11 protein-coding genes are annotated in these 14,806 nt (G+C 69.5%); 10 read left to right on the forward strand and 1 reads right to left on the reverse strand.

Going from position 1 to position 14,806, the window contains the following annotated elements; translation table 11 throughout:
* The first annotated feature begins 9 nt into the window (after window positions 1-9).
* The 9 genes from NGJ44_RS05745 (at window position 10) to NGJ44_RS05785 (ending at window position 12,759) form a co-directional block, all read left to right on the forward strand.
* Window positions 10-1,359 carry a paraquat-inducible protein A gene (locus tag NGJ44_RS05745; protein WP_082308406.1) on the forward strand — a complete coding sequence of 450 codons (1,350 nt, stop codon included), beginning with the start codon at window positions 10-12 and terminating at the stop codon, window positions 1,357-1,359.
* A gap of 34 nt (window positions 1,360-1,393) precedes the next feature.
* The gene (locus tag NGJ44_RS05750) at window positions 1,394-3,058 is read left to right on the forward strand and encodes a PqiB family protein (RefSeq protein ID WP_053245593.1); all 1,665 of its coding nucleotides are present in this window, start codon (window positions 1,394-1,396) and stop codon (window positions 3,056-3,058) included.
* A gap of 4 nt (window positions 3,059-3,062) precedes the next feature.
* Window positions 3,063-3,725 (forward strand): PqiC family protein, encoded by a 663-nt coding sequence (locus tag NGJ44_RS05755; protein WP_251863370.1) that lies wholly within the window; start codon window positions 3,063-3,065, stop codon window positions 3,723-3,725.
* A 123-nt stretch (window positions 3,726-3,848) separates the two neighbouring features.
* Window positions 3,849-7,670 (forward strand): trifunctional transcriptional regulator/proline dehydrogenase/L-glutamate gamma-semialdehyde dehydrogenase, encoded by a 3,822-nt coding sequence (gene putA, locus NGJ44_RS05760; protein WP_251863371.1) that lies wholly within the window; start codon window positions 3,849-3,851, stop codon window positions 7,668-7,670.
* 249 nt (window positions 7,671-7,919) lie between these two features.
* Complete coding sequence (locus NGJ44_RS05765) at window positions 7,920-9,065, forward strand: branched-chain amino acid ABC transporter substrate-binding protein (protein ID WP_251863372.1); 1,146 nt, start codon at window positions 7,920-7,922, stop codon at window positions 9,063-9,065.
* 223 nt (window positions 9,066-9,288) lie between these two features.
* Window positions 9,289-10,140, forward strand: coding sequence for a branched-chain amino acid ABC transporter permease (locus NGJ44_RS05770; RefSeq protein WP_502802114.1), 852 nt, complete (start codon window positions 9,289-9,291; stop codon window positions 10,138-10,140).
* Complete coding sequence (locus NGJ44_RS05775; RefSeq protein ID WP_251863374.1) at window positions 10,137-11,225, forward strand: ABC transporter permease subunit; 1,089 nt, start codon at window positions 10,137-10,139, stop codon at window positions 11,223-11,225. Before NGJ44_RS05770 ends, NGJ44_RS05775 begins: the two co-directional genes overlap by 4 nt.
* Entirely contained in the window at window positions 11,222-12,025 is an 804-nt protein-coding gene (locus tag NGJ44_RS05780) for an ABC transporter ATP-binding protein (protein WP_251863375.1), read from the forward strand. The genes NGJ44_RS05775 and NGJ44_RS05780 overlap by 4 nt, the downstream gene beginning before the upstream one ends.
* Window positions 12,022-12,759 (forward strand): ABC transporter ATP-binding protein, encoded by a 738-nt coding sequence (locus NGJ44_RS05785; protein WP_251863376.1) that lies wholly within the window; start codon window positions 12,022-12,024, stop codon window positions 12,757-12,759. Before NGJ44_RS05780 ends, NGJ44_RS05785 begins: the two co-directional genes overlap by 4 nt.
* Before the next feature lie 39 nt (window positions 12,760-12,798).
* Here NGJ44_RS05785 and NGJ44_RS05790 read toward each other — a convergent pair whose 3' ends face one another.
* The gene (locus tag NGJ44_RS05790; RefSeq protein WP_251863377.1) at window positions 12,799-14,085 is read right to left on the reverse strand and encodes an MFS transporter; all 1,287 of its coding nucleotides are present in this window, start codon (window positions 14,083-14,085) and stop codon (window positions 12,799-12,801) included.
* Between the two features lie 94 nt (window positions 14,086-14,179).
* On the opposite strand from NGJ44_RS05790, the gene NGJ44_RS05795 reads away from it, so the two are divergent.
* Complete coding sequence (locus NGJ44_RS05795) at window positions 14,180-14,803, forward strand: TetR/AcrR family transcriptional regulator (protein ID WP_251863378.1); 624 nt, start codon at window positions 14,180-14,182, stop codon at window positions 14,801-14,803.
* Window positions 14,804-14,806: the final 3 nt, after the last annotated feature.

Consider the following 14,806-nt stretch of genomic DNA (forward strand, 5'->3'; position numbering starts at 1 on the left):
CCGCCTTGCATGCATAACGGCGCGCGGCAGGAGGCGCGGACCTCCCCGGAAGCGGGCACCGAACCGCTCATCGAGTGCGAGCTTTGCGGCAGCGTGTACCGCCGGCGCGAGCTCGCGCCGCGCGAAACGGCCAGTTGCTCGCGCTGCGGCTCCACGCTGTGGCGCTACAGCGGGCTGACGCTCTCCAACTGGCTGGCGCTGGCGCTGACGGCCCTGATCGTCTTCGGCATCGCCAACGCCTATCCCGTGGCTTTCATGTCGGTGCAGGGCATGACGCAGCAGGCGTCCATGCTCGATGCCGTCATCATCACCTGGCGCCAGGGGCACTGGGTGGTGGCGCTCATGACCGGCCTGGCGGGCTTCGGCCTGCCGCTGCTGCAGCTGGCGGTGCTGCTCTGGGTGATCGGCCCGCTGGCGGCCGGGCGCGAACCGCCGGCCTTCCGCCAGGCGATGCGCGTGCTGGGCCTGCTGCGCCCCTGGTGCATGGTGCCCGTTTTCCTGCTGGGCGTGCTGGTGTCGGTGGTGAAGCTGGCCGGCATGGCGTCGGTGTCGCCCGGCATGGGCCTGGCCGGATTCGGCCTGCTCACCGTGCTGCTCACTATGCTGGGCAGGCTGTCCCCTCATGTGATCTGGCGGTACGCCGAAAGCGCGGGCGTGGTGCCGGTGCACGTGCCGCGCGCGGGGCCGGACGTGGTGCTGGCCGGCTGCCATGTGTGCGGCCAGGTGCAGGCGCTGCCGCGCGATGCCGACCCCGAGGAAACCCACGCCTGCGTGCGTTGCCATGCCGTGGTCCATTACCGCAAGCCCGATCACCTTGCGCGGAGCTGGGCGCTGCTGATCGCCGCCGCCATCTTCTACATTCCGGCCAATGTGCTGCCCGTGATGCAGATCCGCTCGCTGCTGGGCGACAGCGGCCACACCATCCTGGGCGGGGTGGTGGAGCTCTGGGAAACCGGCTCGTGGGACATCGCGCTCATCGTCTTCATTGCCAGCGTGGCCGTGCCGCTGACCAAGCTGCTTGCCATGGCCCTGCTGCTGCTTACCCAGCAATGGGGCAGCGCCACCAGCCTGCGCCCGCGCACGCGGCTCTATCAGTTGGTCGAATTCATCGGGCAATGGTCCATGCTGGACGTGTTCGTCGTCATCCTGCTGGCCGCCCTGGCCGATTTCCAGGGACTGATGGCCATCAGCGCGGGGGCGGGCGCGGCCGCCTTCGGCCTGGTGGTCATTCTCACCATGCTGTCGGCCATGAGCTTCGATCTGCGGCGCAGCTGGGACCTGGAGCGGCAAGGTGAAATAGAATCACCGTCATCGAATTTCGCGGCCCGCGCTGCGGCGGCCGGGGAACCCGCCGGCTGAAGCCGCCCACCTTCGCGCGGAAAAAAGGAAAAGAATGTCCGATCAAGTCCCAGGCTCCGGGGAATCCGACTACGCAACACCCACTGTCACGCGCAAGCGCCAGAACCGCATTTCGTGGATCTGGCTCGTGCCCGTGGTGGCGGCGCTCATGGGCCTGTCGCTGGTGGTGCGCACCTGGCTGCAGGCCGGGCCCGAGATTTCCATTTCCTTCAATACCGCCGAAGGCCTGGAGGTGGGCAAGACCCAGCTCCGCTACAAGGACGTGAACGTCGGCACGGTGCAGTCGATCGGCTTCAACGAAGACCGCAGCAAGGTGGTGGTCAAGGCCGAGCTGGCCAAGGAAGTCGCCGACCTGGCGCGCGAGGGCACCAATTTCTGGGTGGTGCGGCCGCGCCTGGGCGTGAGCGGGGTGTCGGGCCTGGGCACCCTGTTGTCGGGCGCCTACATCGGCGTGGACGCGCCGGAGGGCGGCAACGGGCAGAAAAAAGCCACCAAGTTCGAGTTCGAGGGCCTGGAAACGCCGCCCGCCGTCACTCATGACCGCGCCGGCAAGCGTTTCCGGCTCAAGGCGGAAGACCTGGGCTCGCTCGACGTGGGCTCCCCGGTGTATTTCCGCCGCATCACCGTGGGGCGCGTCATCGGCTACGAACTGGACAAGACCGGCGGCGCCGTGAACGTGGAGGTGTTCGTGGACGCGCCCAACGACCAATTCGTCACCAGCGGCACGCGCTTCTGGAACGCCAGCGGGGTGGACTTCAGCGTCAACGCCGACGGCCTGAAAGTGCGCACGCAGTCGCTGGTGTCCATGGCCGTGGGCGGCGTGGCGTTCGAGCCCGTCTACACGGCGCGCGGCGCCGACCAGCCGGCCCCGCCCGACGCCGAGTTCCAGCTCTACGGCACCGAGGCGCAGGCCAAGGCCAACCCCGACGCCGAGCGTTTCGACATCCGCATGCGGTTCGACCAGTCGATCCGCGGCCTGGCGGTGGGCGCGCCGGTGGACTTCAGCGGCATCACGCTGGGCAACGTCACTGCCATCAACCTGGACTTCGACGACAAGGCCAAGCGGTTCTATTCGGTGGTGGACGCCACGCTCTATCCGGAGCGCCTGGGCCGCGTGTTCGAGGAAGTGCGCAAGCGCGCCGAGCGCGACGGCGACGTCGCGGGCAACCGGCTGCTGGCGGGCATGATCGGCCACGGCCTGCGCGCCCAGTTGCGCACCGCCAACCTGCTGACCGGCCAGCTCTTCGTGAGCCTGGACGTGTTCCCCAACGCCAAGCCGGTGGAGTTCAAGCCGTCCACGCCGGCCGTGATCCCGACCGTGCCCGGCAACCTCGACCAGCTCCAGCAGCAGGTCAGCAATATCGTCGCCAAGATCGAAAAGATTCCCTTCGACAAGATCGGCGAAGACTTGCGCGCCACGCTGTCCAGCACGTCCCGCCTCATGAACCGCCTGGACAAGCAGGTGGCGCCGCAGGCGCAGGCCGTGTTCCGTCAGGCCAAGGAATCGCTGGCGCAGATCAATGCGCTGGTTTCGCCCGACGGCTCGCTGCCGGTCAATGCCGAGCGCGCCATGCAGGAGCTGGGCCGGGCGGCCCGTTCGCTGCGCGCGCTGGCCGACTTCCTGCAATCCAACCCCGAGGCGCTGCTGCGCGGCCGAGGGGAAGACCCCATCCCCGGCGCCGGGCCGGTGAGGAACTGAGCCGATGAAATTTCCTTCCGTCCGAACCGCCCTGGCCGGCGCCGCCCTGGCAGCCGCGCTGGCGGGCTGCTCGTCTTCGGCGCCGCCGCGCTATTACACCCTGTCCGTTCCGGCGGCCGACGCCGCGCCCCGCGTGCAGGCCGGGTATCTCATCGACGTGCTGCCGGTCAGCGTGCCCGCGCAGGCCGACCAGCCGCAACTCATGGTGCGCACGGAGGAGGGCTCGGTGGCCGCCCTGTACGGCGAACGCTGGGCCGCGCCGCTGGCCGAGGAGATCCGCGACGCCCTGTCCGACGCGCTCAAGCGCGACCTGGGCGCGCTGGACGTGCGTACCGTGAAGCCGGCCGCCAACGCGCCCGTCTGGCGGGTGCAGGCCGATGTGCAGGGCTTCGACCTGGTGGCCGGCAGCCGGGCGCAACTGGACGCCACCTGGCGCGTCCGGCCGCTCAACACGGCGGGCGAGGGGCGGCTCTGCCGCAGCCTGGTGGTCGAGAACGTGGACGGCGAAGGCGCGCCGGCCCTGGTGGCCGCCCAGCGGCGCGCCGTGGCGGCGCTGGCCGGCGCCATGGCGGCCGCCATCCGCGGCGGGACGGAAGACGCGGGCTCTTCCGTGCGCACGCTGGGCTGCACGGCCCTGCCGCGCGCCCAGGGTGAAAACCCCGCGTGATCTCAATCAGTTAACCATAGGGTTAACCGCAATACAAACCCGGTTGCAACCTGACTAGCATACGGTCGTACCCACCGGCCGTCCGGCCGGCGATCTCCGTCATGCGACAGGAAGCAATCTCTTATGGCCAGCACGACCCTAGGCGTCAAAGTCGATGACGCGCTGCGCGATCGCCTGAAGGCGGCGGCGCAAAAGCTCAACTGCACGCCGCACTGGCTGCACAAGCAAGCCATTCTTTCCTATCTGGACCGGATCGAGCGGGGGCACCTGCCCGCCGAGATGTCGCACCTGGCCGGCGAAGACGGCGCGGACGAGGAGCACGGCGAGGCGGCCGCCGTCCAGGTGCCGCCTTTCTACGAATTCGGCCAGGACGTGCAGCCCCAGTCGGTGCTGCGCGCGGCCATCACCGCCGCCTACCGCCGCCCCGAACCCGAGTGCGTGCCGCTGCTGCTGGGCCAGGCGCGGGTGCCCAATCCCGACAAGGTGCACGCCATGGCGGCCGGCCTGGTGCGCAAGCTGCGCGGCAAGCGCGGCGGCGGCGGCGTCGAAGGGCTGATCCAGGAGTTTTCGCTGTCCAGCCAGGAAGGCGTGGCGCTGATGTGTCTGGCCGAAGCCCTGCTGCGCATTCCCGACCGCGCCACGCGCGATGCGCTCATCCGCGACAAGATCGCCCGCGGCGACTGGAAATCGCATATGGGCGGGTCGCAGTCGCTGTTCGTCAACGCGGCGACCTGGGGCCTGATGATCACCGGCAAGCTGGTGGCGGTGAGCAGCGAGCAGTCGCTGTCCAAGGCGCTGACGCGCCTCATCGGCAAGGGCGGCGAGCCGCTGGTGCGCAAAGGCGTGAATATCGCGATGCGCATGATGGGCGAGCAGTTCGTGTCGGGCCAGACCATTTCCGAGGCGCTGGCCAACAACCGCAAGATGGAGGCGAGGGGCTTCCGCTACTCCTACGACATGCTGGGCGAAGCGGCCACCACGGCGGAGGACGCCGAGCGCTATTACGCCTCGTACGAACAGGCCATCCACGCCATCGGCAAGGCCGCGGCGGGCCGCGGCATCTACGAAGGCCCCGGCATTTCCATCAAGCTCTCGGCCCTGCATCCGCGCTATTCGCGCGCCCAGCGCGAGCGCGTCATGGCCGAGCTGCTGCCGCGCGTGAAGGCGCTGACCGTGCTGGCGCGCAGCTACGACATCGGCCTGAACATCGACGCCGAGGAGGCCGACCGGCTGGAAATCTCGCTGGACCTGCTGGAAGCGCTCTGTTTCGAGCCCGAGCTCGAAGGCTGGAACGGGATCGGCTTCGTGATCCAGGCCTATCAGAAGCGCGCGCCCTTCGTCATCGACTACGTGGTGGACCTGGCGCGCCGCAGCCGCCACCGCATCATGGTGCGCCTGGTGAAGGGCGCCTACTGGGATACGGAAATCAAGCGCGCCCAGGTCGACGGCCTGGAGGGCTATCCCGTCTACACGCGCAAGGTGTACACCGACGTGGCCTACCTGGCCTGCGCGCGCAAGCTGCTCGCGGCGCCGGACGCGGTCTATCCGCAGTTCGCCACGCACAATGCCTACACGCTCTCCGCCATCTACCAGTTGGCGGGCCAGAACTACTACCCGGGCCAGTACGAGTTCCAGTGCCTGCACGGCATGGGCGAGCCCCTGTACGACGAAGTGGTGGGGCCGGCGGCGCAGGGCAAGCTGAACCGGCCGTGCCGCATCTACGCGCCGGTGGGCACGCACGAGACGCTGCTGGCCTACCTGGTGCGCCGGCTGCTGGAAAACGGCGCCAACACGTCCTTCGTCAACCTCATCGGCGACGAGAGCATTCCGGTGGAGCAACTGGTGGCCGACCCGGTCGAGGTCGCCTCGCGCATCGCGCCGCTGGGCGCGCCGCACGAGAAGATTCCGCTGCCGCGCGAGCTTTACGGCAATCCGCAGCAGGGCGCGCGCGCCAATTCCGCGGGCCTGGACCTCAGCAACGAGCACCGGCTGGGTTCGCTGTCGGCCGCGCTGCAGGCCAGCGCCGGCACGCCCTGGCGCGCCATGCCCATGCTGGGCGAAGGCGAGGCGCCCTGGGACCCGGCGCGCGCCGTCGAGGTGCGCAACCCCGCCAACGTGCGCGACGTGGTGGGCCACGTGATCGAGGCCACCTCCGGAGAGGCCCAGGCCGCGCTGCGGGCGGCCGGCAACGCCGCGCCGATCTGGCAGTCCACGCCGGTGGCCGAGCGGGCGCTGTGCCTGCGGCGCGCCGCGCAGCTCATGGAAGAACAGATGCAGACGCTGCTGGGCCTCATCGTGCGCGAGGCCGGCAAGTCGCTGCCTAACGCCATCGCCGAAGTGCGCGAGGCGGTGGACTTCCTGCGCTACTACGCCGACCAGGCCGCGCGCGAGTTCGGCAACGACACGCACCGCCCGCTGGGCACGGTGCTGTGCATCAGCCCGTGGAACTTCCCGCTGGCCATCTTCACGGGCCAGGTCGCGGCGGCGCTGGCGGCCGGCAATACCGTGCTGGCCAAGCCAGCCGAACAGACGCCGCTCATCGCGGCCCAGGCCGTGGGCATCCTGCGTGCGGCCGGCGTGCCGGCCGGCGCGGTGCAGCTGCTGCCGGGGCGCGGCGAAACCGTGGGCGCGCAGCTCGTGGCCGACCCGGGCGTGCGCGGCGTGATGTTCACCGGCTCCACCGACGTGGCGCGCATCATCGCCCGCACCCTGGCCAGCCGCCTGGACGACAACGGCCACACCATTCCGCTCATCGCCGAGACGGGCGGCCAGAACGCCATGGTGGTGGATTCCTCCGCGCTGGCCGAGCAGGTGGTGTTCGACGTGCTGACCTCCGCCTTCGATTCGGCGGGCCAGCGCTGTTCGGCCCTGCGCGTGCTGTGCGTGCAGGAGGATTGCGCCGACCACATGCTCACCATGTTGCGCGGCGCGATGCGCGAGCTCAGCGTGGGCAACCCCGACCGGCTGTCCGTGGACGTGGGGCCGGTGATCGACGCGGAAGCGCGCGACGGCATCCTGCGCCACATCGACGCCATGCGCGCGGCCGGCCATCGCGTGGACCAGGTGCCGCTGGGGCCCGAGTGCCGCCATGGCACCTTCGTGGCGCCCACGCTCATCGAGATCGACGACATCTCCGAACTCACGCGCGAAGTGTTCGGCCCGGTGCTGCACGTGCTGCGCTACCGCCGCGGCGAGCTGGACGGCGTGCTGGAGGCCGTGAACGCCACCGGCTACGGCCTTACCTTCGGCGTGCATACGCGCATCGACGAAACCATCGCCCACGTCACCGACCGCATCCACGCGGGCAACATCTACGTCAACCGCAACATCGTGGGCGCGGTGGTCGGGGTGCAGCCTTTCGGCGGGGAGGGGCTGTCGGGCACAGGCCCGAAGGCGGGCGGCCCGCTGTACATGTACCGCCTGCTGGGCACGCGCCCGCCGGGGCTGCCGCCCGCGCTGGACGCGGCCGCGCCGCTGCCGCAGCGCATCGCGCTGCCGGGGCCCACGGGCGAAACCAACACCTACGTGGTGGAGCCGCGAGGCGCGGTGTACTGCGTGGCCGCTACCGAGGCGGGCGCGCGGGCGCAATGGGAGGCCGCGCGCCGCACGGGCAACCACGCCTGGTTCGCCGACACGCCGGCCGCGCGGTCCCTGCTGGCGGGGCTGGACGCGGCCCAGCAGGAGCAGGCCGGCATTCTGGACGACGCCGAGGTAGACCAGGCGGACTTCCAGGCAGTACTGTTCGAGGGTGACGGCGATGCGCTGCTGGCGCTCAACCAGCGCATCGCGCAGCGGCCGGGCCCCCTCCTGGCCGTGCACGGGCTGAGCCCGGACGCGCTCGCGGCCGGCGCGGCCTACGTGCCGGAACGCCTGCTCGCGGAGCGCTCGATCAGCGTGAACACCGCCGCGGCGGGCGGCAACGCCAGTCTCATGACCATAGGTTGAAGTCCTTAGGTTGAAGCACAGGTAGAACCGGAGACGACCAAGGGTTATCTCCAATATCACCCGAGGTTGCACTCGAAGCAAAATCCGGTCGCACCTCGGGCCGGGCGGCAAGACGAAAGGCCGCCCGGCAACGCAGACCCGACGCGCGCAGGAAATCCATGCCGGCGCGCGGCGGAATAAAAAACCAGAAAGCCTGGCCAAAAGCGCAGGCATGACTAGGCTGACAATCCGATCTTCCGGAGGACCCCGATGAAATTCCCCACCACCCTGAAGCTCCTGAGCGCCGGCATCGCCGCCGCCGGCCTGCTTGGCGCGGCGCACGCGGCCGACGTCAAGTTCGGTTTTGCTGCGCCGCTGACCGGCCCGCAATCGCACTACGGCGAAGACATGCAGAACGGCCTGACCCTGGCGCTCGAGGAAGCCAACAAGAAGGGCATCAAGGTCGACGGAGAGCCCGCCAAGTTCGTGCTGGTGTCGCGCGACGACCAGGCCGACCCCCGCGTGGGCGTGCAGGTCGCCCAGCAGCTGGTGGACGAGGACGTGGTCGGCATCCTGGGCCACTTCAACTCGGGCACCACGATTCCCGCCTCGCGCGTCTACCACGAGGCCGGCCTGCCGCAGATCGCCATGGCCACCTCGCCCGAATACACCAGGCAGGGCTACGAAACCACCTTCCGCATGATGACCAGCGACACCCAGCAGGGCGCCGCCGTGGGCAAGTTCATGGTGGAAAAGCTCAAGGCCAGGAAGATCGCCATCATCGACGACCGCACCGCCTACGGCCAGGGCCTGGCCGACGAGGTCGAGAAGGCCGTCAAGGCCGCGGGCGGCCAGGTCGTGCGCCGCGAGTACACCACCGACAAGGCCAATGACTTCACGTCCATCCTGACCAACATCAAGGGCTCGGAGCCCGACGCCATCTTCTACGGCGGCCTGGACGCGCAGTCCGGCCCCATGAAGCGCCAGATCAAGACGCTGGGCATCAAGGCGCCGCTGGTCTCGGGCGAAATGACCCGCAGCGACACCTTCATCAAGCTGGCCGGCGACGCCGCCGACGGCACCTACGCCTCGCTGGCCGGCGTGCCGCTGGACAAGATGGCGGCCGGCAAGGACTTCGAGCAGCGCTACCAGGCCCGCTTCAAGAAGGCGCCCGGCGTGTACGCGCCCTATGCCTACGACGGCGCGTGGAACATGATTACCGCCATCGAGCAGGCCGGCTCGGCCAAGCCCGAGAAGTACCTGCCCGCGCTGGCCAAGCTGAATCGCAAGGGCGCCACCAGCGAGCACATTTCCTACGACGCCAACGGCGACCTGAAGGAAATCTCGGTCACCATCTACGAAGTCAAGAACGGCAAGTGGGAGATGGTCGAAACCATGGTGAGCCAGGCCAACTGAGCCTCCGGCCGCCTGCCGCGGGCGGGGCGCCGTCGCCCCTGGCCCGCCATGCGCCGCCGGCCGGTTCCGGCCCGGCGGCGCGCTTCGCCAGGCCGGCCCCATGCGGGCCGCGCCGCGCGCATCTTTCCCGGCTGATACGGCGCCTATGGATATCTTCATTCAACAACTGATTAACGGCGTGACGCTGGGCAGCGTCTATGCCCTGGTCGCCCTGGGCTACACGATGGTGTACGGCATCATCGGGCTCATCAATTTCGCCCACGGCGACGTGGTGATGATCGGCGCGATGGCCGCCACCACCATCGCCATCTCCCTGGTGGGCGGCGACCCCTCCGCGTCGGCCTTTCTGGTGCTGGGCGCCGGGCTGCTGGTTTCCGTGCCGCTGTGCATGGCCGTGGGCTGGACCGCCGAGCGCATCGCGTACCGGCCGCTGCGCCGCGCCCCGCGTCTGGCGGCGCTCATCACCGCCATCGGCGTGTCCATCATCCTGCAGAACCTCGCCATGATGGGCTGGGGCCGCAATTACCTGAACTTCCCGCAGGTGCTTTCGCCGCGCGTGTTCGAGTTCTTCGGCGCGCGCATGAGCACGCTGCAGATCGCCATCGTGGTGATCGCGGCGCTCATCATGGGCGCGCTGCTGCTCGTGGTGCACAAGACGCGCCTGGGCACGGCCATGCGCGCCACGGCGCAGAACCGCGAGGTGGCCGGGCTGATGGGCGTGAACATCAACACCGTCATCTCCGCCGCCTTCCTGATCGGCTCGGCGCTGGCCGCCGTGGCCGGCATGATGGTCGCCACCTACTACGGCGTTTCCCAGTACACCATGGGCTTTCTGCTGGGCCTGAAGGCGTTCACCGCCGCGGTGCTGGGCGGCATCGGCAACCTGGTTGGCGCCATGGCCGGGGGCCTGTTGCTGGGCGTGATCGAATCGCTGGGCGCGGGCTACATCGGCGACCTCACCGGCGGCTTCCTGGGCAGCCACTACCAGGACGTCTTCGCCTTTTTCGTGCTGGTGCTGGTGCTGATCTTCCGTCCTTCCGGCCTGCTGGGCGAACGCGTGGGAGACCGGGCATGAACGCGACACTGAAGAAAAACGGGCTCACCGCGCGCAACCTCGCCGGCATCGCGCTGATCGGCGTGGCGCTGGCCGTGCTGCCCTTCGTGCTGGGCGTGGCCGGACAGAGCTGGGTGCGCATCCTGAATTTCGCGCTGCTGTACGTGATGCTGTCGCTGGGCCTGAACATCGTGGTGGGCTTCGCCGGCCTGCTCGACCTGGGCTACATCGCGTTCTACGCGGTGGGCGCCTACGTATGGGCGCTGCTGGCTTCGCCGCATTTCGGGCTGCACCTGCCGTTCTGGGCCATCCTGCCCATCGCGCTGGCGCTGGCCTGCCTGTTCGGCGTGCTGCTGGGCGCGCCCACGCTCAAGCTGCGCGGCGACTACCTGGCCATCGTGACGCTGGGCTTCGGCGAAATCATCCGCATCTTCCTCAACAACCTGAACGCGCCCGTCAACATCACCAACGGGCCCCAGGGCCTGAACCGCATCGACACCTTCAAGGTGGGCAGCTTCGCGTTCGGCCGCACGGAAACCCTCATGGGCATCCGCTTCACCGGGCCGGAGAAGTACTACTACCTGCTGCTGGGCCTGACGCTGCTCATCGTGCTGGTGTGCGTGCGCCTGCAGAACTCCCGCATCGGGCGCGCCTGGGAGGCCATCCGCGAAGACGAGATCGCGGCCAAGGCCATGGGCATCAACACCCGCAACGTGAAGCTGCTGGCGTTCGCCATGGGCGCGTCCTTCGGCGGCGTGGCCGGAGCGCTGTTCGCTTCCATGCAGGGCTTCGTGAGCCCCGAGAGTTTCAGCCTGATGGAATCCATTTCCATCCTGTGCATGGTGGTGCTGGGCGGCATGGGCCATATTCCGGGCGTGATCCTGGGCGCGCTCATCCTGGCCGCGCTGCCGGAGTTCCTGCGCGCGGTCGTCGAGCCCCTGCAGAACATGCTGTTCGGCTCGGTGGTGCTCGATCCCGAAGGCATACGCATGCTGCTCTTCGGCCTGGCCATGGTGTGCGTGATGCTGTTCCGGCCCGCGGGCCTGTGGCCCTCGGCGGTGCGCCGCCGCGAGCTGTCATCCAGGAACCGGGGAGGCGAGGCATGAGCAAGCTATTGCAAGCCCAGGGCCTGGGCAAGCGTTTCGGCGGCCTGCAGGCCCTGTCGGACGTGAGCTTCGACATCGAGCAGGGCGAGATCTACGGCCTCATCGGCCCCAACGGCGCGGGCAAGACCACGCTCTTCAACGTGCTGACCGGGCTCTATATTCCGGAGGAAGGCAGTTGCATCTTCAACGGCGAGTCCATGACGGGCAAGAAGCCGCACGAAGTGGCCCAGGCCGGCCTGGCGCGCACCTTCCAGAACATCCGCCTGTTCGCCAACCTGAGCGCCATCGAGAACGTGATGATCGGCCGCCACGTGCGCACGCGCGCCGGCGTGCTGGGAGCGGTGCTGCGCACCCGCGCCACCCGCGCCGAGGAAGCCGCCATCGAGGCCCGCGCGCACGAGCTGCTGGAGTACGTGGGCATCGCCCACCGCGCCAACGACGTGGCGCGCTCGCTGCCCTACGGCGACCAGCGCCGCCTGGAGATCGCGCGGGCGCTGGCCACCGATCCCAAGCTGCTCGCGCTGGACGAACCGGCGGCGGGCATGAACGCCTCCGAGACCGTGGTGCTGCGCAAGCTGATCGAGAAGATCCGCGGCGACGGCATCACCGTGCTGCTCATCGAGCACGACATGAAGCTCGTCATGGGTCTGTGCGACCGCGTGCTGGTGCTCGAATACGGCAAGGTGCTGTCCCTGGGCAAGCCGGCCCAGGTGCAGCGCGATCCCAAGGTCATCGAGGCCTATCTGGGCGCTGGCGCCGCCCAGGACCCGCTTATCCACCAGGAGCGCCCCGCATCATGACCGCATCCCAACCCCTACTCGAATTGCGCGGCCTGCAGGTGTCGTACGGCGGCATCCGGGCGGTGCGCGGCATCGACCTGCGCGTGGACCCGGGCGAGCTGGTCTGCCTCATCGGCGCCAACGGCGCGGGCAAGAGCACCACGCTGCGCGCTATCTGCGGCCTCGTGCCGCTGGCCGGCGGCGAGATCGTCTACGACGGCCAGTCCATCGGCGGACGCAAATCGCACGAACTGGTGCGCCAGGGCCTGGTCATGGTGCCCGAGGGCCGGGGCATCTTCGGCCAGCTCACCATCGAGGAAAACCTGGCCATGGGCGCCTACGTGCGCCGCGACGCCGCGCAGGTGCGCCAGGACACCGAGCGCGTCTTCACGCTGTTTCCGCGCCTGGCCGAGCGGCGCAGGCAGGCGGCCGGCACCCTGTCGGGCGGCGAGCAGCAGATGGTGGCCATGGGCCGCGCGATGATCGCGCGGCCCAGGCTGCTGCTGCTGGACGAGCCTTCGATGGGCCTGGCCCCGCTCATGGTGGAAAAGGTGTTCGAAGTGGTGCGCGCCATCGCCAGCGAAGGCGTGACCATCCTGCTCATCGAGCAGAACGCGCGCCTGGCGCTGGAGAATAGCCATCGCGGCTACGTGATGGAGTCCGGCGAAATCATTCTTTCCGGCCCGGCCGGCCAGATGCTGCACGATCCCAAGGTGCGGGCGGCCTACCTGGGCGAGGTCGAGGAATCGGCCTGAGGGCCGGCCGGCGCGGCCGCGCCGTGGACCCCGCCCGCGTCAGGCGGGCTGCGGCGCGGCGGGGCGGCGGCGGTTGATCCTCAGCGCGATGACGGCGGCGGCCAGCCCGGTCGCGCCCGCCAGCACGAACGGCATGACATAGCTGCCCTGCATCTCGCGCAGCGCTCCGGCCATCCATGCCGCGCTGGCCGCCCCGACCTGGTGCCCGGCCACGATCCAGCCGAACACGATGGGCGCGTCGCGCTCGCCGAACGCCTCGGTGGTCAGCCGCAGCGTGGGCGGCACGGTGGCGATCCAGTCCAGGCCGAAGAACACGGCGAAGAGAGACAGGCTGTAGAACGAAAAGTCGGAATAGGGCAGGTAGATGAGCGACAGCCCGCGCAGGCCGTAGTACATGAACAGCAGCTTGCGCGCGTCGTAGCGGTCGGTCAGCCAGCCGGAGGCCGTGGTGCCCAGCAGGTCGAAAATGCCCATCAGCGCCAGCAGCCCGGCCGCTTTCACCTCGGGGATGCCATGGTCGCCGCAGAGCGCGATGAGATGGGTGCCCACCAGGCCGTTGGTGGTGAAGCCGCACACGAAGAAAGTGGCGAACAGGAACCAGAACGTGCGCGTGCGCGCGGCGCGCCCCAGCGTGCCGAAGGTGTTGGCGACCAGGCCGGCGCGCGGCGCGGGCGCCGGTTCCACCTGGTCCGCCGGGCTGCCGTAGGGGGCCAGGCCCACGCTGGCGGGCCGGTCCGGCACCAGCCACCAGACCAGCGGTACGAGCGCGGCGGCGGCTGCCGCCACCGTCCATACCACGCGCGTCCAGTCGCCCGAAGAGGCCAGCGCGGCCAGCACGGGCAGGAAGATCAGGTTGCCGGTGGCCGTGCTGGCGGTGAGCACGCCCATGGCCAGCCCGCGGTGCCGGCTGAACCAGCGGTTGACGACCGTGGCGCCCAGCACGACCGCCACGGCGCCGGTGCCCAGCCCGGAAAACAGGCCCCAGGTGAGCAGCAGGTGCCAGGACTGCGTCATGAACGCGCTGGCCGCGCTGGAGGCGGCCATGAGCGCCAGGGCGCCGATCAGTACCCGCCGCAGGCCGAAACGCTCCATGGCCGCCGCCGCGAACGGGCCGACCAGCCCATAGAGAAAAATGCCCATGGCCGCCGACAGCGAGATCACGCCGCGGCTCCAGCCGAAGGCTTCCTCCAGCGGCAGGATCAGCACACTGGGCGACGACCGCAGCCCGGCCGACACCAGCAGCGCGAAGAAGATCACGGCCACCACCACGAAAGCGTATTTCTGGCCGGCATTGCGGAAGGGAAAAGGCAGACGGGATATACTCATGTTACCGATCGGTACGTTGGCGATTCGCGCATAGTACGTACCGGTCAGTAACATGGTCAAGCATTTTCGCATCGCCCCTGGGCAAGGAGACCGCATGAACCGCAATACGCCCGCGCCGGCGCGCCGTCCGGGCCGGGCCGCCAGCAAGGCGGCGCCGGTGCTGGCCGCCGAGCGCATCCGCCGCACCGCGCGCGAACTGTTCTACCGCGAGGGCATCCGCGCCGTGGGCGTGGACGCCATCGTTACCCGAGCGGGCGTGACCAAGCCCAGCCTGTACCGCAGCTTCACGTCCAAGGACGAGCTGGCGGCGGCTTATCTGCGCGACTTCGAATGCGAGTTCTGGGCCCGTTTCGATGCCGCCTGCCAGGCGCATCCCGGCGACCCGCGCGCACAGGTGCTGGCCTACCTGGAGGGCCTGGCCGAGCGCGCCGTGCAGCCGCACTACCGGGGCTGCGGCCTCACCAATGCAGCCGTGGAGTATCCGGAGCCCGCCCACCCCGCGCGCGGCGTGGCCGTGCGGCACAAAGAGGCACTGCGCGGACGCCTGCGCGCCATGTGCGCCGACATGGGCGCGCGCGAGCCCGCCGCGCTGGCCGACGGACTGCTGCTGCTCATCGAGGGCGCGTTCGTCTCGGGCCAGATCTTCGGCGGCGGCGGCCCGGCCGGCCAGGTGGCGCGGGCGGCGGACCGGCTGATCGAGGCCTATCTGCGGGATTGAGGC

Source organism: Achromobacter sp. Marseille-Q4962, from assembly GCF_943737005.1.
Classification (GTDB): domain Bacteria; phylum Pseudomonadota; class Gammaproteobacteria; order Burkholderiales; family Burkholderiaceae_B; genus Achromobacter.

Coding starts and splice junctions, on each gene's coding strand:
- NGJ44_RS05745 (WP_082308406.1), top strand. CDS start 10: ATGCATAACGGCGCGCGGCAGGAGGCGCGGACCTCCCCGGAAGCGGGC.
- NGJ44_RS05750 (WP_053245593.1), top strand. CDS start 1,394: ATGTCCGATCAAGTCCCAGGCTCCGGGGAATCCGACTACGCAACACCC.
- NGJ44_RS05755 (WP_251863370.1), top strand. CDS start 3,063: ATGAAATTTCCTTCCGTCCGAACCGCCCTGGCCGGCGCCGCCCTGGCA.
- putA (WP_251863371.1), top strand. CDS start 3,849: ATGGCCAGCACGACCCTAGGCGTCAAAGTCGATGACGCGCTGCGCGAT.
- NGJ44_RS05765 (WP_251863372.1), top strand. CDS start 7,920: ATGAAATTCCCCACCACCCTGAAGCTCCTGAGCGCCGGCATCGCCGCC.
- NGJ44_RS05770 (WP_502802114.1), top strand. CDS start 9,289: ATGGTGTACGGCATCATCGGGCTCATCAATTTCGCCCACGGCGACGTG.
- NGJ44_RS05775 (WP_251863374.1), top strand. CDS start 10,137: ATGAACGCGACACTGAAGAAAAACGGGCTCACCGCGCGCAACCTCGCC.
- NGJ44_RS05780 (WP_251863375.1), top strand. CDS start 11,222: ATGAGCAAGCTATTGCAAGCCCAGGGCCTGGGCAAGCGTTTCGGCGGC.
- NGJ44_RS05785 (WP_251863376.1), top strand. CDS start 12,022: ATGACCGCATCCCAACCCCTACTCGAATTGCGCGGCCTGCAGGTGTCG.
- NGJ44_RS05790 (WP_251863377.1), bottom strand. CDS start 14,085: ATGAGTATATCCCGTCTGCCTTTTCCCTTCCGCAATGCCGGCCAGAAA.
- NGJ44_RS05795 (WP_251863378.1), top strand. CDS start 14,180: ATGAACCGCAATACGCCCGCGCCGGCGCGCCGTCCGGGCCGGGCCGCC.